We start from the raw sequence: 17,662 nt of genomic DNA, 5'->3' as shown, positions 1-17,662 counted from the left end.
CAATTTGTTGCGACTGAAACCGTTTCCAACGAGAACGTCGCGCAAAGCCAAGTGACGCAAGGCTTTGCGCATGACACCGGTTACCTGCGACAAGTCTTACAGTGAGGTAGGGGTGGATAAATCGAGCGCAGTCGCGTAAAAGCCGCGCGCCTGACGCGTATGCGTCATCCCCTATTCCTCCCGAAAGTCCGTCCGTTCCCATGTCCATGCGAAATATCGCCATCATCGCGCACGTCGATCATGGCAAGACCACCCTCGTCGACCAACTGCTCGCCCAGTCCGGCGTCTTCCGCGCCAACGAAGCGACGACCGAGCGCGCCATGGACTCCAACGACCAGGAGCGCGAGCGCGGCATCACCATTCTGGCCAAGTGCACCAGCGTGCTGTGGCACGGCGAGGCGGGCGAAACCCGCATCAACATCATCGACACCCCCGGCCACGCCGACTTCGGCGGTGAAGTCGAGCGCATCCTGGGCATGGTGGACGGCTGCGTCCTGCTGGTCGACGCCGAGGAAGGCGTCATGCCGCAGACCAAGTTCGTGCTGACCAAGGCGCTGAAGATGGGCCTGCGTCCGATCCTCTGCATCAACAAGGTCGACCGCGCCCACGCCGATCCGGACAGGGTCCACAACGCCGCCTTCGACCTGTTCGCCGCCATCGGCGCGACGGACGAGCAGCTGGACTTCCCGCACATCTACGCCTCGGGCCGCGCCGGCTGGGCCACGCTGGACATGAACGTGCCCAGCGACAACCTCGCCCCGCTGTTCGATCTGATCGTCCGCCACGTGCCGGAGCCCAAGCAGATCACGAAGGTCAACGAGCCCTTCCAGATCTTGAACGTGCTGATCGAATCCGATCCGTTCCTGGGCCGCCTGCTGACCGGCCGCATCGAGAGTGGCAAGGCCGTCCCCGGCATGGCGATCCACGCCCTGGACCGCGACGGCAAGGAAATCGAGCGCGGCCGCATCACCAAGGTCCTGGCCTTCCGCGGCCTGAAGCGCTCGCCGGTCGACGAAGGCGCCGAGGCGGGCGACATCGTCGCCATCGCCGGCATGTCGAAGGCCACCGTGGCCGACACCCTGTGCGCCATGGAAGTTACCGACGCCCTGCCCGCCCAGCCGATCGATCCGCCGACCATCTCGATGACCGTCTCGGTCAACGACAGCCCGCTGGCCGGCAAGGAAGGCGACAAGGTCCAAAGCCGCGTCATCCGCGACCGCCTGCTGAAGGAAGCCGAATCGAACGTGGCCATCAAGGTCACCGAGACCAGCGAAGGCGACGCCTATGAAGTGTCGGGCCGCGGCGAACTGCAGCTGGGCGTCCTGATCGAGAACATGCGCCGCGAAGGCTTCGAGGTTTCGATCAGCCGTCCGCGCGTCGTGTTCCAGCAGGATCCGGAAACCGGCAAGCGCCTGGAGCCGATGGAAGACGTCATGATCGACGTCGACGACGAGTTCTCGGGCATCGTCATCGAGAAGCTGTCGCTCCGTAAGGCCGAGCTGAAGGACATGGGCCCGTCGGGCGCGGGCAAGACCCGCCTCCAGCTGGTCGCCCCTTCGCGCTCGCTGATCGGCTATCAGGGCGAGTTCCTGACCGACACGCGCGGCTCGGGCGTGCTGAACCGCGTGTTCAGCCACTACGAGCCCTACAAGGGCGCCATCGACCAACAGCGCAAGGGCGTGCTGATCTCCAACTCGGACGGTGAAACCGCGGCCTACGCGCTGTGGAACCTGGAAGAGCGCGGCACCATGTTCGTCGGCGCCAACGAGAAGTGCTACCTGGGCATGATCATCGGCGAGAACGCCCGTCAGGACGACCTCGACGTCAACCCGATGAAGGCCAAGCAGCTGACCAACGTCCGCGCCTCGGGCAAGGACGAGTCGATCCGCCTGACCCCGCCGCGCCGCATGACCCTCGAACAGGCCATCGCCTATATCGAGGAAGACGAGCTGGTCGAGGTGACCCCGAAGAGCATCCGCCTGCGCAAGCAGATCCTGAACCCGTCGTTCCGCAAGCGCCGCGTCAAGGAAGAGTAGGTTTCTCGGACCTTTGAAAATCGGGCCGCCGTTCGCAAGGACGGCGGCCTTTTTCTTGGGGGCGGGGCCGACGTACTCGTTTCACGCGCCGAGGTTGCTGGGTCGGCCAATCGACTTAACCGCGAATTTACCCAGTCGAACGATGGTTTATGCGGGGAATCTCGCTCCAGACCATTGAAGGGCCGCCGTGCGCACCGTCGCCAGCACGCTGATCAATCGCGGCCTGACCGCCTTGACCGCCAGCATGTCGCAAGACGTGCCCGAGGCCATGGCCGGTCGCGTGCGTTTCGAGCAGGTCCAAAGCATCCTGCGCATGACGCCCACCATGATGGGCGCCAACATCGTCATCGCCGCCCTGGTCAGTCTGGCCGGGCTGAGCACGCCGCATCATGTCAGCCTCGCCGTCTGGGCCAGCGTCGTCATCTGCTACGCCCTGCTGGGCCTCAAGGGCTGGGTCGCCGCCCAGAACCGCAAGTCCGTCAAGGCCACCGTCTCGGCGCGCGGCGTCCGCCGCATCACCTTGCAGGCCGGTCTGCTGGGCTGTCTGTGGGGCCTGCTGCCCATCCTGACCATGCGCGACGGTCAAGCTTATGCCGGCGCCATGCCGATGCTGGTCGCCTCGGTGATCGCCGGCATGATCGGCTGCGGCGGCTTCGCCATGCTGACCCTGCCCTCGGCCGCCATCGCCTATTCGACCCCGATGGTCGTGGGCTCGCTCTATGTCCTGGCGATCAGCGGCAATCCGATCCTCTACGCCCTGGGCGGCCTGCTGATCTTCTGCCACATGGTGGTCAGCGTCTCGTGCCTGTCCCACGCCCAGATCTTCGCCGCCCGCCTGGTCGCCGCCGACGAGCTGGAGAAGCAGAAGCAGGTCGTGTCCCTGCTGCTCAGCGACTTCGAGGAAGGCGCCAGCGACTGGCTGTGGGAGGTCGACGCTTCCGGGGCCATGACCTACGTCTCCGACCGCATGGCCGCCGCGGCCGGCGCCGACAAGGACGCCCTGCTGGGCCGGCCGATGTCGGAACTGTGTGGCGCGGCCGAGGGCCTGGCCGGCGCGGTCGCCCCGCTGTCGGCCCTGTTCGGCGAGCAGAAGACCTTCCGCGACGTGATCGTTCCGATCCGCATCGGGGAGGAAAATCACTGGTGGTCGCTGTCGGCCAAGCCGGTCCACGACCTGGACGGGGCCTTCGTCGGCTTCCGCGGCGTCGGCGCCGACATCACCCAGGCCCGCGAGGACCAGGCCCGCATCTCGCGCCTGGCCCACTATGACGTCCTGACCCAGCTGCCCAACCGCCTGTCGTTCCTGCAGGCCCTGGGCAAGGCCTGGACCGACCATGGCAAGGGGGATGGCGCTGGCTGCGCCGTGCTGTGCCTGGACCTCGACCACTTCAAGGGCGTCAATGACAGCCTGGGCCACCCGATCGGCGACGACCTGCTGATCCAGGCCGCCGCCCGTCTGCGCGACTGCGTCGGCGACGCGGGCCTGGTGGCGCGCCTCGGCGGCGACGAGTTCGCCGTGGTCGTGGCGCCCTCTCCGGGTCCGGAAGCGCTGGGCGTTCTGTCCCAGACCATCGTCGACAGCCTCTCCAAGGCCTATGACGTGCGCGGCCACAACGTCCTGATCGGGGCCAGCGTCGGCATCGCCGTCGCGCCCCAGGACGCCGAGGATCCCGATGGCCTGCTGAAGAACGCCGACCTGGCCCTCTATCGCGCCAAGGGCGACGGTCGCGGGGCCTATCGCTTCTTCGAGACCGCCATGGACGTCTGGGCCCAGGAGCGCCGCGCGCTGGAACTGGACCTGCGCGACGCCCTGGCCAACAACGAGCTGAAGCTGTTCTTCCAGCCGCTGATCGGCAGCCGCGAGCACGAGACCACCGGCTTCGAAGCCCTGCTGCGCTGGCAGCATCCGCGCCGCGGCCTGGTGCCGCCGGGCGACTTCATCGAATGCGCCGAGCAATGGGGCCTGATCGGCAAGATCGGCGAGTGGGTGCTGAACGAAGCCTGCCGCACGGCGGCCGGCTGGCCCTCGCATCTGACCGTGGCCGTGAACCTGTCGCCCAACCAGTTCACCTCGGGCGACCTGGTGGCCCAGGTCCAGTCGGCCCTGCGCGAGTCCGGCCTGACGCCCGAACGCCTCGAGCTGGAAATCACCGAGGGCCTGCTGCTGCACGACAGCGCCAAGACCCTGGAGCAGCTGGCGGCCTTGAAGACCCTGGGCGTCAAGATCGCCATGGACGACTTCGGCACCGGTTATTCCAGCCTGGCCTATCTGTGGCGGTTCCCGTTCGACCGGATCAAGATCGACCGCTCGTTCGTGGCCGAGATGCAGGACAACACGGCCATCGCCGACATCCTGCGCACCATCGCCCTGCTGGGCCAGACCCTGAAGCTGGAAGTCACCGCCGAGGGCGTCGAGACCCAGGCCCAGGCCAGCCTGCTGGCCGACATGCGCTGCAACACCTTCCAGGGCTTCCTGTACGGCCGCCCGATGCCGGTCGGCGACATCCCCAGCTTCCTGGTGGCCAACCTGGCGCGGCAGATGCGACGCGCGGACGAGACCGCCGCGGCGGCGGACGAGGCGGCGGCGGGGTAATCGAAGCCGATGCTCCCCCGCACGCGGGGGAGCTGTCGCGGAGCGACTGAGGGGGCAACACCGCCCCGGCAGAGCTAGCCCCCTCCGGCCCTCCGGGCCACCTCCCCCGCAACGCGGGGGAGGAGAAACCCGCTCTAGTTCTTCTTCACCAGGCCCAGCAGGAACAGCAGCAGGATCGCGCCCAGGGTCGAGATGATCAGGCTGCCGAACCAGCCCCAGAAGTGGATGCCCAGCATGCCGGCGATGAACGCGCCGAGCAGGGCGCCGACCAGGCCGACGATCAGATTGGTCCAGAAACCGTGATCGCGCTTCATCACCTTCTCGGCGATGAAACCCGCCAGAAGGCCGATGATGATGGCCCCAATGAATCCGACACCGTGCATGCGACTCGCCTCCCGATAACGCGCCCCGATGGCGCCTTTGAAGCTAGGCTATGGAAATGCGCGGCCCCCGCCTAGGGTTTCAGAGAACGCGCGTCATGCTACGCCAGCGGTCATGGTCCATCCCGTCTTCGACAACCTGCCCACCACGATCTTCGAGCGCATGAGCGGCCTGGCCCGCCAACACGGCGCGATCAATCTGGGCCAGGGCTTTCCCGACGACCAAGGCCCCCTGCCCGTCCGCGAGGCGGCGGCGCGGGCGCTGATCGAGGGCTCGAACCAGTATCCGCCGATGCGAGGCCTGACCGAGCTGCGCGCCGCCGTGGCGGGACACTACGCGCGGACCCAGGACCTTGAGCTGGATCCCGACACGGAGGTCGTCGTCACCTCGGGCGCGACCGAGGCCCTGGCGGCGGCCTTCATGTCGCTGATCTCGCCCGGCGACGAGGTGGTGCTGTTCCAGCCGCTCTATGACGCCTATCTGCCGCTGGTCCGGCGGGCGGGCGGCGTACCGAAGCTGGTCCGCCTCGCCCCGCCCCACTGGCGCTTCAACCGGGCCATGCTGGAGGCGGTGTTCAGCGACAGGACCCGGATGGTGGTGCTCAACAGCCCCCTGAACCCGGCCGCCGTGGTGACGCCCAACGAGGACCTGGCCCTGCTGGCCGAGTTCTGCGTCAAGCACGACACGATCGCCGTCTGTGACGAGGTCTGGGAGGCCGTGGTGTTCGACGGCCGCCAGCACCGGCCGCTGATGACCTTCCCCGGCATGCGCGATCGGACGGTGAAGATCGGCTCGGCCGGCAAGCTGTTCGGCATGACCGGCTGGAAGGTCGGCTTCCTGATGGCCGCGCCGCCCCTGACCAAGGCCCTGGCGGCCGCCCACCAGTTCCTCACCTTCACCACCCCGCCCAACCTGCAGGCCGGCGTGGCCTGGGGCCTGGACCACCACCGCGCCTGGTTCGACGCGATGCCGGCCGAGTTGCAACGCTCCCGCGACCGCCTGACCGCCGGCCTGCGCGCGGCGGGCTATGTCGTGCTGGAGAGCCAGGGGACCTATTTCCTGAACGTCGACCTGACCGCCTCGGGGATCCCGGTGGACGACATCACCTTCTGCGAGCGGTGCGTCGTGGAGTTCGGCGTGGCGGCGATCCCGGTCTCGGCCTTCTTCGCGGAGGACCCGGTGACGAACGTGGTGCGCCTGTGCTTCGCCAAGGCGGATGCGACGCTGGACGAGGGGGTGGCGCGGTTGGCGAAGGCGCGGACGGCTTTGGGCTAGCCCAGCACAAGAGCGGGAGGCGTGGGAGGGTGAGTGGTTACACCCTCACCGAATGAGGCTCCGTCCGTGACGCCCCTTGCCGCCCGGGAAGGAGCCATCCTTACATCTCACGGCGAGACGATCGCAGGGCTGATCAGGTCACTCAAGGACCGCTCTCCGAGCGGCCGCGTCGCGGCGGCGAAGCCGTCCTTGACTGACCTGATCAGCCCTGCACGCTGCTGCCTCCAAGAGATTGAAGGATCGCACCGACCACGGTCGGCTTTCGACCCTAGTCGGAAGTTCACTACGTCTGCTCGTAGCTAGGCGAAGAGACGCGTAGTAGCCGTTATCTTGGTCACGCCGGTTTCGTCGTCGATAAGTTCGCAGAGCGTGCGCCAAAGCGCGGCCGGGCGAGCATCTGCACCATTCGATGCAAAAATGCTGAAGTTGCGTCGTGCGACGTCGCGCGCAAGATCACCAACTTTCGTTGAGTAGTACGCCCCCTCATCGCGCCGGGTAATCTCAACCCCTACAGGGATTAGAAGTAGTGCGGGCCATAGGACTGGGAGTTCGAACGCCATTAGGCCTCCAGCTGCGCCGGCCAGGAGGACCAGGATCCCAACCCACCCCCGCGCCGACAACATTGGCGCCGGGCGGGCGATGCCAAGCTCCTGGGCGAGCAGCGCATAGAGCCGTTTAGGGGACAGCGACGTGAGTCCGGAAAGCTCTGTCGATGGCGCTATGGGTCGATCGACGTTAGCGACCCGCTTCAGCACTGCCCTCACTCGATAGAAGGCCATCGAGGTGGCGCATAGCCCGGGGACGGATGAGGTAGGCACCAGATCGAGCAATGTCTCGTAAATGTCGCCCACGGTGAGACACTTGGTGGCCGCTTCGCCGAAGTTTACCTGGAACGAGTTCTCGATGGCCTCGAGCAGGTCGGTATCGTCGCCATCTCCTACGAGCCCGATCGTATCTGCCTTCGCCCTCGCTTCGGATTGGGTCATGACGAGAAAATGCGCACTATGGCGAGGCGGATGCAAGTATGCCGCGAGGCAGCTAACCACCCAGGGCGGACGCGGGAATCCCTCTCTCTGAGAGAGAGGGAGGGGCCCACGCCGCAGGCGTGGGAGGGTGAGTGGTTACACCCTCACCGAAGGAAGCTCGGACGAAGCGCTAGGCAAATGATGGGTGTTGCTTGCAACAGCGATGGAGCCGTTCAGGTTTCTCCGGCCAGCGGTGAGACCACTCACCCTCCCACCGCTACGCGGCGGGCCCCTCCCTCTCTCAAAGAGAGAGGGATTCGATGCGCCAGACGGCCAATATCAACGTCCCCTAACCACCCAAACCTGACCCGCGCAGGGTCCCGCTCTCGGGAATGACCGCGCAAAACAGTCGACGCCGGGCCTGAATCGATCCGCGCCTAAAGCGCCCCGAACCCCGCCGCGAGCTCTCGCGCCGCGCCCCGCGCCAGGCTGCGGTCCATTTCCGACAGCAGGTTGCGCAGGTCGATCGGCTTGGCGACGTGGGCGTCGCAGCCGGCTTCCAGGCAGGTCTTGATCTGGGCCGACATCACGTCGGCGGTCAGGGCGATGACCGGCAGGCGGGCGAAGCGCGGGTCCTGGCGCAGGCGGCGCGTGGCTTCCAGCCCGTCCATCACTGGCATGTTGACGTCCATCAGCACGATGTCGATCGGCTCGCGCTCCAGGGCGTCGAGGGCCTGCTGGCCGTTCTCGGCCTCGATCAGCTCGCACTCGAACGGCTCGAGGAACAGGCGGATGACCCGGCGGTTGACCGGATGGTCGTCGACGACCAGCACCCGGCGGCCTTGCAGGGCGGCGAAACCGGTATCCTCCTCGGCCTCGTCCTCGCGGACCGGCTGTTCCGAGGCCTCGGCCGCGTCGACGATCATCTCGATGGTGAAGACCGAGCCCAGCCCTTCCTCGCTCTCGACCGAGATCTCGCCGCGCATCATCTCGACCAGGCGCCGGGTGATGTTGAGGCCCAGGCCCGTGCCGCCGAAATTGCGGGTGGTCGAGGCGTCGGCCTGGGTGAAGGGCCGGAACAGCTTGGCGACCGTGGCGGCGTTCATGCCGATGCCGGTGTCACGGACCCGCAGACGCACGCGCACGCGGCCGTCGTCGGTGGGATAGCAGGCCAGGGCCACCTCGACCTTGCCCAGGGTCGTGAACTTCAGGGCGTTGGAGACGAGATTGGTCAGGCACTGGCGCACCCGCACCCCGTCGAACAGCAAGGGACCGGGGGCCTCGCTCTCCAGCTTGAAGGTCAGGGCCACGCCCTTCTCGCGGGCGGTGGGCTGATAGCCGCCGACCAGGCGTGCGCAGCTCTGCACCAGGTCGCCGACCGTCGGGGCGATCTCCAACTTGCCGGCCTCGATCTTGGAGAGGTCGAGGATGTCGTTCAGCAGCACCAGCAGGGTGTCGCCGCTGTCGAGGATCAGGTCGACCTGTTCGCGCTGCTCTGGCGTCAGCTGGCCGGCGCGCAGAGCCTGGCCCAGGCCCAGCATGCCGTTCAGCGGCGTGCGCAGCTCGTGGCTCATCACGGCCAGGAAGGCCGACTTGGCCTGGTTGGCGGCCTCGGCCCGCTCCTGGGCGTCCTTGAAGCGACGCGAGGCGCGGCGCTGGTGGAAGGCCCAGCCCACGCCGCCGGCGACCAGCGCCCCCAGCAGCAGGGTGATCACCACCGAAGCCCGCGCCAGGCTGTTGGACAGGCGGATCTCCTCGGTCAGACGACGGCTTTCGTCGCGCTTGGCCCGCAGCTCACTATCGAGAGCGGCGGACATCTCGGCGACGCTGCGCGAGTGGGCCCGGTCGGCTTCGAGCCGGTCGGCCTTTCGCCAGGCGTCGAGCTTGGCGAAGGCGTCGCCGCCGCGGCCCTCGGCCTGATCGATATAGGCCTCGACCAGGGCTTCCAGCTGAGGCTCGCGGGGCGCCAGGGCCACCGGCACCGCCTTCAGCCGCGCGAGATCGGCGCGGGCCGGAGCGGCCTGGCCCAGCTGGGCCTCGGCCAGGGCCCGCTGGCCCAGCATCAGCACCTGCAGGCGTCGTCCGGGTTTCGAGACCATGTCGGCGGCCGGCGCCAGACAGGCCAGGACCCGGCTCGGAACCTCGCGCCGCGCGGCGATGCGGGCGCACAGGAAGCGGTCCCAGGTCAGCAGGTCCCGGTCGCCGTCCGCCGTCGTCATGTGATGGTGCAGGGCGGCGAAGCGCTCGGCGGCGTTCAGCTCGCCCAGCTCGGCCGCCGTATAGGCGATGTCGTAGATCCGCTCGATCTTGCGGACATAGAAGGCGTCGCGCTCATCCAGGCGCGCAGCCTGGGCCATGTGGTCCAGGGAGCCTTCCTTGTCGCCGATGTCCGACAGCGTGTAGCTGTGCACCTGGTGCAACTCGGCCAGCACCGGCTGGGCGCGGCGGCCGCGCTTCTCCAGGTCTGCGGTCAGTTCGGCGGCCAGGCGCGCGGCCTCGGCCCAACGCCCGACCTGGCCCAGGTGGCGCACACGCTCGATGCCGGCCATCGCCCGAACTTCCGGACCCGACTGCGTCATGAACCGGCGCCAGTCGGCCTCGGTGAACGCCCGGAAGCCGTGGGTCTCGTGGCGATAGGCCAGGACCTCCAGATCGATCAGCGCGGTCAGGGCCGTGTCGTTGTCGCGCGTGGCGGCCTCGCGCGCCCGCGTGACCCAGGTGTCGAAGCGCCCTTGGATCTGGTTGCTCTTGTAGGCGTACAGCACCCGCCACAGCCCATAGAGCCGGGACTGGCCCTTCTCGCGCAGGGCGGCGCGGCCGGCGCGCTCGATGTCCTCGTTGTCGCGGGGCGGATCGCGGATTTCGTGCGCGCCGATCTCGCGGCTCAGCAGGTCCAGGCGCTGGGCCAGGGACGCACCGTTCTGCGCCCACGCGGCGCCGGCCGCGAGGGTTCCGATCAGGACGAGAGTCGTGAGAAGACGCCGCAAGTTCGTATCCTGGAATGCGCGGCAAGCCTTCGCGGCAAGTCATGTAGGACGAGTTAAGCTTACCGTCCGAGTTGCGGCGCTAAATGGTCGCGCCGCCGTCCACCACCAGGGCTTGTCCCGTCATGAAGCTGCCGGCCTTCGAGGCCAGGTAGACGGCCGCGCCGGCGATCTCGTCCGGCTCGCCGATCCGGCGCAGCGGAACGCCCTTGGTCGAGCGCGCCAGGGTCTCGGGATTGTCCCACAGGGCCTTGGCGAAGTCGGTCTTGATCAGGCCGGGGGCGATGCAGTTGACCCGCACATTGTCCGGCCCGAACTCGTGCGCGAGGTTGCGGGCCAGTTGGAAGTCCGCGGCCTTGGAGATGTTGTAGGCCCCGATCACGGCGTTGCCGCGCAGGCCGCCGATCGACGAGACGATAATGATCGCGCCGTCCTTGCGCGCCTGCATCTCGGGCGCGACCATGCCGATCAGCCAGTGATTGCTGATGATATTGTTGTCCAGGATCTTGCGGAACTGGTCGTCGCTGATCCCGGCCAGCGGGCCGTAATAGGGATTGCTGGCGGCGTTGCAGACGCAGATGTCGACCTTGCCGAACGCCGCCTTGGTCTCGTCGACCAGATTTCGCAGGTCATCCTTGGAGGCGATATTGGCCGCGACCGCGATGGCCGTCCCCGTCCCGTGCTTGGCGTTCAGCGCCGCCGCCACCTCTTCGCAGGGCTCGGCCTTGCGCGAGGAGATCACCACCTTGGCCCCGTGCTCGGCCATCCGCTCGGCGATCGCCCTGCCGATCCCGCGCGAGGATCCGGTGATGATCGCCACCTTGCCGGCGAGGTCGAAGAGGTTCATGGCGGGCGCCCTAAACGATTGTTTGAATTGCGGACACACTGCGGCGGAGCGCTGGCGGGGTCAAGCGTCGCGAAATCCTCCCCCCTGGGGGGAGGATCTAGGCCTCTACGAAAAAATTTCCGCCGTGATGTCTGATGTCATGGAAGTCGTTCGTCCTAGGGGCGAGAGTTCGTTCCACCAAAGGAGACCCCCATGCCGCTCGACACCGCCAACTTCCCCGCCGATCGCGAACTGGTCCTGGAGCGCATCATCGATGCGCCGGCCGACAAGCTCTTCAAGTGCTGGACCACGCCGGAACTGATGCAGCAGTGGTTCTGCCCCAAGCCGTGGTTCGTCTCCGACGTGCGCACGGACGTCCGCACCGGCGGCAACACCTTCCTCGTCATCAATGGCCCGAACGGCGAGCGCATGCCGCAGCCGGGCGTCTATCTGGAAGTCGTGCCGAACGAGAAGATCGTCTTCACCGACGCCTTCACCGAGACCTGGCAGCCGTCCGAGAAGCCCTTCATGGTCGCCATCGTCACCTTCGAGGACCTGGGCGACGGCAAGACTCGCTACAAGGCGATCGCCCGCCACTGGAGCGCCGCCGACCGCGAGACGCACGAGCAGATGGGCTTCCACGTCGGCTGGGGCATCGCGGCCGACCAACTGGCCGAGCTGGCCGCGACGCTCTGATTTTTCCGATCAGCCGCACTTCCTCCACCCGCTCATGTCGAGGTGGAGGTGGTCGGCGTGGGCGGCGTTATAGTCCGGGCTCAGCACTGTCCCGAACATCCGGCAGGCGCCGTCCCGGACGGTCCTGACGAACCGTCCCTCGGGATCCGCCTTGCGGAAGTCCCTGACCACCGTGATCCGCCGCCCGTCCGCCAGACGAAAGCCGGCGACGTCGAGGGCGTTGGCGCGGGCGTGCTCGCTGGGCCGCTCGCCTGGGCGACCGTAGATCGTGCGGCAGGCATAGGTCCCGAAATGGTCGATCCGGGTCACCGGCGCGCCCAGCATCGCCCGCGCCGTGGGCTGCACGACCTGCCGCTCCCAGAGGGCGTAGCTCAGGGCCAGCGGACAGGTCATGACCGGCGCGGCCGGCGACAGGCGAGCTTGGGCCCGTACCGTGTCCCGGGTCGAGCAGAACCCTTCCTCGCGAACCGGCTGGTCGACATAGCTTACCCCGCCCTCGCGGAGAGCCGCGCGGCAGGCGGCCGGGTCGGCGGCGATCCGCGACAGCTTGCCCGCCGTGGCCAGGCCGATCGGCTGCGCCAGCGAGAACGGCTTCCACGGCAAGTCCTGCGGCGGCGCCAGGCGGTCGACCAGGATGAACAGCAGCATCCCCGCCAGCGCCAGATCCAGCAGGGCGGCCCAGAACTCGGCCAGGGCGAGGGTCGCGGGCGCGATGGGTTTCACCCGGACCCAACGAAGCATGACGGCGCGGGTTCACTTGTGTCGCTCAGGTCCCTAGATGGGGAGCGGGGCAACGAGGCCCCTGCTTCGGGGAAGACCGATGGCCGGCGCGCGACTGCAGATCGACAAGACCCTCGCGCCCCGCTTCGCCCTGCTGTGCCTCGGCATCTGGCTGAACGCGGCCGACACCCTGGTCACCGCCACCATCATGCCCAGCGTCGCCAAGGAGATCGGCGGCTACGCCTATTTCGGCTGGACCGTGGCCGCCTACCTGACCGGCTCGATCGTCGCGGGCGCCTGCTCGGGCAAGCTGTCCATGGCGCTGGGCCTGCGCACGGCCACCGCCCTGACCGGCCTGACCTATGCGATCGGCTGCGCGATGAGCGCCCTGGCGCCGGAGTTCGTCACCTTCATCCTGGGTCGGTTGATTCAGGGCCTGGGCGCGGGCGCGGTGGTCGCCCTCTGCTATGTCGCCATCACCGCCCTGTTCCCCGAGCACCTGTGGCCGCGCGTCTATGGCGCCGTCGCGGGCGTCTGGGGCGCGGCGACCCTGCTGGGCCCGATGCTGGGCGGCCTGTTCGCCGCCGCCGGCTTCTGGCGCGGGGCGTTCTGGATGTTCGTGATCCAGGCGATCATCTTCGTCGGCGCGGTGCTGGTCATGCTGCCGGCCGGCAAGCGCGACGAGGCGCGGAACCGCATCCCGACCCTGCAGCTGGTCCTACTGGTCGTCGCCGTCACCCTGATCGGCGCGGCAGGCGTCGTTCATTCACCCCAGTGGGCCATCGCCCTGGCGATCGGCGGGGTGATCGGCATGGCCGCCATGCTGGCCGCCAACACCCGCACCCACGACCGCCTGCTGCCCAAGTCCGCCGCCAACCTGCGCACCGCCACGGGCCTGGGCCTGCTGATCATCTTCGCCACCGAGGCGGCGGTGATCGGCTTCACCGTCTATGGCCCCGCCTTCATCCAGGCCCGCCACGGCGCCTCGCCCCTGACGGCCGGCTATGTCACCGGCGCGATCGCCGCCGGCTGGACCCTGTGCGCCATGCTGTTCGGCCACGTCCCGGCCGAGAAGGACGGCCGCTTCGTCCGGCTCGGCGCGGGGGGGATCCTGCTGGGGGCCGCGCTTAGCGCCTGGGCCGTGGCGCGCGGGAACCTCTGGGAGATCGCAGCCGCCTTCCTGGTGCTGGGCTGCGGCTTTGGTCTCTGCCACGCGTTCATCGCCCGCCGCGCCATCGCCGGCGCCCCGGTCGAGGAACAGGCCATGGCCTCAGCCTCCGTGCCCACCGCGCAGTTGATCGGCGGCGCCGCCGGTTCGGCCGGGGCGGGCGCCATGGCCAATGTCCTGGGCTTCAGCCACGGCATCGACCTGACCCTGGCCTCGACAAACGGGCTGGTGCTGTTCGGGGCCTTCCTGCCGCTGGCCGTGGTCGGGTTCGTGGCCGCGTGGAAGCTGGGGCGGAGCTAGCGGCCTAGAGCCGAGCGATGATCCGCTCGACCGCCGCTCGCAGTCCCGGCAACTCGACGACTACGACTGACCAGACGATCGTGAAGCTAATGCTCTGTAGCCGTGAGCGATGCGGTTACGAAGGTCGATGGCCGCGCGCCAATCGATATCTGGTTCCTGCCCCCGAACCGAGATCGGCAGACGGGCCGCGCTCTCTCCAACGATGAGAAGGTTCAAGGCGACCGCATCGCGCCGCATCCTGTCGGCGACAAAGCCAGCTTGATCAACGCCATCAACATAGGCCTCGATCTGCTCGATAGCGTCCAGAAGTTCGGCGAGATGGGCGCGAACTTAGGCCTCAGGCAAAGACAACCTCTCGCAAGACAGGTTCCTTTACGAGACGATGCAGGCCGTCCTCGGTGACGAGATCTACAGGCCGTCCTAGCAATTCGACCAGCTCACGCTCCAAGCGGAAGAACCCGAACCCCGGCAGGACCTTTGGCGCGAACTCCACCAGCACGTCCACGTCGCTGTCCGGTCCCGCCTCGCCCCGCGCCGTCGAGCCGAACACGCCCACCCGCGCGACGCCGTAGCGGTCGAGCAGCGGCTTGGCCGCGCGCAGTTTGGTGAGGGCCTCGTCGAGGGTCATGGCAGTGATCATAGCATGAAACCCTGCTTTCAGCCGTAGGTGGTCACTTTCACCGGATCGGCGATATCCGTGGCGCCGTGGATCGGCAGGACGAAACCGTTCGAAGTCCACGGCTCAATCCGCAGGTCTGGCCGCGCCGCCCTCAGGGCGACAAGCGCCTCGTCCGGATACAGACCCGTGGGCGCCAAAGACAGTGTCAGCAAGCCTTCGCGACCGCCGATATCGACCCCCGGCTTCAGCATCAGGCTTAGCTCTCGCCCGCGCCGGGGTTGAACGACGAACTCGATGGCGTCCCAGGGCGCCGTTCCGCGCCAGGCAGGGGCGAAGACTCCCTCCCCATCAATCCGCAGCTCCATCCGCGCCTGCCAGGTTTTGAGAACGCCGCGAACCATTCCCCCCAGGAGCACCAAGCTCGCAAAGGCGGCGCCAGCAAGCCGAAGTTCGTCGCCACGCCGCCAATGCGCCCAACTGATTTCGACCATCACAGCCAGCAGCGCGAACATGAACAGCACTAAGCTGATCGGGCGCAGACGCGCGGTCCGCGTCGTGCGCCAAACGCCCGGAGCGGCAAGGTTGAAGCGTCCTATCCAATCCTCCACGCGATCATGGGACAGCACCCACATGATCGCGGCGATGAGCAGCCAGGTCCAACCGATCGGAAACGCGGGCGGATCATCGAGCGGCTGCTCCAGCCAGTTTTGGAAGGCGGTCAGGCCGACGAGCAACGCCAGTATCCCGGCCCACCACAAAGCGGTCCGAAACGGCTCCACCCGACGAAGAAGTGCGCGCAACATCAATTCAATCTAGACGCGCACCGCCAGCCTGTCACGCCTCCGCCAGCGCGGTCGCCTCGACCAGCTTGACCACGTCGCCCATGATCTCGGTGATCTTGAAGTCCTTCGGCGTGTAGATCCGCGCCACGCCCATCTGCTTGAGGATCAGGGCGTCCTCGGGCGGGATGATGCCGCCGGCCACGACCGGGATGTGGCCCAGCCCCTCGGCGCGCATGACCCTCACGACCTCCTGCACCAGATCCAGGTGCGAGCCCGACAAGATCGACAGGCCGACCACATGGGCGCGGCTTTCCTTGGCGCGGCGGACGATCTCTTCCGGCGTCGAGCGGATGCCGTCATAAACCACCTCCATGCCGCAGGCGCGGGCGCGGGTGGCGATCTGCTCGGCGCCGTTGGAGTGGCCGTCGAGGCCCGGCTTGCCAACCAGATAGGTCAGGGTGCGGCCCAGCACTTCGGAGACCCGCTCGACCTCGCGCTTCACCGCCTCGACGTCGTCGGCCTCGTTGGTCGAGACGACGACGGCGACGCCGGTCGGGCCGCGATATTCGCCGAACACCTCGCGCAGCGCGCCGGCCCATTCGCCGGTGGTGACCCCGGCCTTGGCGGCGACGATGGAGGGCTCCATGACGTTGCGGCCGTCGCGGGCGGCCGCCTTGAGGTCGGCGAGCGCAGCCTCGACGGCGGCGGCGTCACGCGCCTCGCGCCAGGCCTTGATGCGGGCGACGACGTCGGCTTCCAGGCGCGGGTCGACGGTCTCGATCGAGCTCTCGCCCGCTGAGAGTGGCGAGGCCTCTGTGTCGGTCCAGCGGTTGACGCCGACCACGGTCATGTCGCCGGTCTCGACCGAGCGCACCCGCTTGGCGTTTGACGAAACCAGCTCGGTCTTCATGTAGTCGATGGCGCTCGTGGCCCCGCCCATGTCGTCGATCAGGGCCAGTTGCTCCAGCGCCCCCTTCGACAGCTCGGCGACCTTGGCCTCGACCACATGCGAGCCGTCGAACAGGTCCTCGTACTCCAGCAGGTCGGTCTCGTAGGCGAGAACTTGCTGCAGCCGCAGCGACCACTGCTGGTCGAACGGCCGCGGCAGGCCCAGGGCCTCGTTCCAGGCCGGCAGTTGCAAGGCCCGGCAGCGGGCGTCCTTGCTGAGCGTCACCGCCAGGGCCTCGATCAGGATGCGGTAGACGTTGTTCTCGGGCTGCTGCTCGGTCAGGCCCAGGCTGTTGACCTGCACCCCGTAGCGGAAGCGGCGGGCCTTCGGGTCCTGCACGCCGTAGCGTTCCAAGAGGATCTGGTCCCAGAGCTTGGTGAACGACCGCATCTTGCAGAGCTCGGTGACGAACCGCACCCCGGCATTGACGAAGAAGCTGATCCGCGAGGCGACGATCTCGAAGTCCTCGTCCGGGACCTGGCCGCCGGCCTTGACCGTGTCGAGCACCGAGATGGCGGTGGCCAGGGCGAAGGCCAGCTCCTGCTCCGGCGTCGCGCCCGCCTCCTGCAGATGGTAGCTGCAGACGTTCATCGGGTTCCATTTCGGAACCTCGCGATAGCACCAGGCGATCATGTCGCCGATCAGCCGCAGGCTCGGGCCCGGCGGGAAGATGTAGGTGCCGCGCGACAGATATTCCTTGATCAGGTCGTTCTGGGTGGTGCCCTGCAGCTGGGCCCGATCCGCCCCCTGCTCGTCGGCCAGGGCCACGTACATGGCCAAGAGCCACGCGGCCGGGGCGTTGATGGTCATGGAGGTGTTCATCTTCTCCAGCGGGATCTCGCTGAAGAGGGCGCGCATGTCGCCCAGATGGCTGATCGGCACGCCGACCTTGCCGACCTCGCCGCGCGCCAGGATGTGGTCGGGATCGTAGCCGGTCTGGGTGGGCAGGTCGAAGGCCACCGACAGGCCGGTCTGGCCCTTGAACAGGTTGGCCCGATAGAGCGCGTTGGACTTCTCCGCCGTCGAGTGCCCGGCATAGGTGCGGAAGATCCACGGCGGATCCGGCGCGTGCTGGTACGGCTTCGAGGTCATGGCGGCTCCCGGCGTCTTATCGTTCTTGATTATCGCCGATCATGATCCGGGTTTTGCTGCGACGCAATATGGAGTTCGCGGGTGCGAGAATCCCTCTCTCTTTGAGAGAGGGAGGGGCCCATGCGCAGCATGGGAGGGTGAGTGGTTACACCCTCTCAGAACAAAACTCTGACGAAGACGAACATTGACGCTCCCAACCGATAGGGGCCTGAATTCTCGGAAGCCGCCGAGCGGAACGCCCCAGAACTAGCCGCCAGCAGTGTAACCACTCACCCT

At 67.6% G+C, this 17,662-nt stretch carries 14 protein-coding genes; 5 read left to right on the top strand and 9 right to left on the bottom strand.

The window, feature by feature from the left end; all coding sequences use genetic code 11:
- Positions 1 to 200: 200 nt before the first annotated feature.
- Entirely contained in the window at positions 201 to 2,036 is a 1,836-nt protein-coding gene (typA, locus tag AC1RRV_RS02045; RefSeq protein WP_492857908.1) for a translational GTPase TypA, read from the top strand.
- 187 nt (positions 2,037 to 2,223) lie between these two features.
- Complete coding sequence (locus tag AC1RRV_RS02040) at positions 2,224 to 4,629, top strand: putative bifunctional diguanylate cyclase/phosphodiesterase (RefSeq protein ID WP_492857907.1); 2,406 nt, start codon at positions 2,224 to 2,226, stop codon at positions 4,627 to 4,629.
- 134 nt (positions 4,630 to 4,763) lie between these two features.
- Here AC1RRV_RS02040 and AC1RRV_RS02035 read toward each other — a convergent pair whose 3' ends face one another.
- Positions 4,764 to 5,012: a GlsB/YeaQ/YmgE family stress response membrane protein gene (locus AC1RRV_RS02035; protein WP_492857906.1), complete on the bottom strand. Its 249-nt coding sequence runs from the start codon at positions 5,010 to 5,012 to the stop codon at positions 4,764 to 4,766.
- 112 nt (positions 5,013 to 5,124) lie between these two features.
- Between AC1RRV_RS02035 and AC1RRV_RS02030 the strand changes: the two genes are divergently transcribed.
- Positions 5,125 to 6,285, top strand: coding sequence for an aminotransferase (locus AC1RRV_RS02030; protein ID WP_492857905.1), 1,161 nt, complete (start codon positions 5,125 to 5,127; stop codon positions 6,283 to 6,285).
- A gap of 299 nt (positions 6,286 to 6,584) precedes the next feature.
- On the opposite strand, the gene AC1RRV_RS02025 is transcribed toward AC1RRV_RS02030, so the two are convergent.
- The 3 genes from AC1RRV_RS02025 to AC1RRV_RS02015 all read right to left on the bottom strand — a co-directional run bounded on the left by AC1RRV_RS02025 (position 6,585) and on the right by AC1RRV_RS02015 (position 11,081).
- Entirely contained in the window at positions 6,585 to 7,271 is a 687-nt protein-coding gene (locus AC1RRV_RS02025; RefSeq protein ID WP_492857904.1) for a hypothetical protein, read from the bottom strand.
- Positions 7,272 to 7,687: 416 nt separating this feature from the next.
- Positions 7,688 to 10,237 carry a hybrid sensor histidine kinase/response regulator gene (locus AC1RRV_RS02020; protein WP_492857903.1) on the bottom strand — a complete coding sequence of 850 codons (2,550 nt, stop codon included), beginning with the start codon at positions 10,235 to 10,237 and terminating at the stop codon, positions 7,688 to 7,690.
- 79 nt (positions 10,238 to 10,316) lie between these two features.
- Positions 10,317 to 11,081, bottom strand: coding sequence for an SDR family oxidoreductase (locus AC1RRV_RS02015; RefSeq protein ID WP_492857902.1), 765 nt, complete (start codon positions 11,079 to 11,081; stop codon positions 10,317 to 10,319).
- Between the two features lie 192 nt (positions 11,082 to 11,273).
- Here AC1RRV_RS02015 and AC1RRV_RS02010 point away from each other — a divergent pair, with 192 nt between their 5' ends.
- Entirely contained in the window at positions 11,274 to 11,756 is a 483-nt protein-coding gene (locus tag AC1RRV_RS02010) for an SRPBCC family protein (protein WP_492857901.1), read from the top strand.
- Between the two features lie 9 nt (positions 11,757 to 11,765).
- Here the strand turns inward: AC1RRV_RS02010 and AC1RRV_RS02005 are convergent, their stop codons facing one another.
- Positions 11,766 to 12,497: an extensin-like domain-containing protein gene (locus tag AC1RRV_RS02005; protein ID WP_492857900.1), complete on the bottom strand. Its 732-nt coding sequence runs from the start codon at positions 12,495 to 12,497 to the stop codon at positions 11,766 to 11,768.
- Between the two features lie 79 nt (positions 12,498 to 12,576).
- Here AC1RRV_RS02005 and AC1RRV_RS02000 point away from each other — a divergent pair, with 79 nt between their 5' ends.
- Positions 12,577 to 13,944, top strand: a complete 1,368-nt coding sequence (locus AC1RRV_RS02000) for an MFS transporter (protein ID WP_492857899.1) — start codon at positions 12,577 to 12,579, stop codon at positions 13,942 to 13,944.
- A gap of 60 nt (positions 13,945 to 14,004) precedes the next feature.
- Here AC1RRV_RS02000 and AC1RRV_RS01995 read toward each other — a convergent pair whose 3' ends face one another.
- The 4 genes from AC1RRV_RS01995 to AC1RRV_RS01980 form a co-directional block, all read right to left on the bottom strand.
- On the bottom strand, positions 14,005 to 14,241 hold the full coding sequence (locus AC1RRV_RS01995) for a HepT-like ribonuclease domain-containing protein (protein ID WP_492858100.1): 237 nt from the start codon (positions 14,239 to 14,241) through the stop codon (positions 14,005 to 14,007).
- A 40-nt stretch (positions 14,242 to 14,281) separates the two neighbouring features.
- Entirely contained in the window at positions 14,282 to 14,572 is a 291-nt protein-coding gene (locus AC1RRV_RS01990; RefSeq protein WP_492857898.1) for a nucleotidyltransferase family protein, read from the bottom strand.
- Positions 14,573 to 14,601: 29 nt separating this feature from the next.
- Positions 14,602 to 15,297 (bottom strand): hypothetical protein, encoded by a 696-nt coding sequence (locus AC1RRV_RS01985; protein ID WP_492857897.1) that lies wholly within the window; start codon positions 15,295 to 15,297, stop codon positions 14,602 to 14,604.
- 100 nt (positions 15,298 to 15,397) lie between these two features.
- Positions 15,398 to 17,386: a methylmalonyl-CoA mutase family protein gene (locus AC1RRV_RS01980; protein WP_492857896.1), complete on the bottom strand. Its 1,989-nt coding sequence runs from the start codon at positions 17,384 to 17,386 to the stop codon at positions 15,398 to 15,400.
- Between the last annotated feature and the right edge of the window lie 276 nt (positions 17,387 to 17,662).

It is taken from the genome of Caulobacter sp. GW821-FHT11E10 (genome assembly GCF_058808375.1).
Note: the sequence above shows the minus strand (reverse complement) of the source record. Positions and strands in the feature narration are given on the sequence as shown.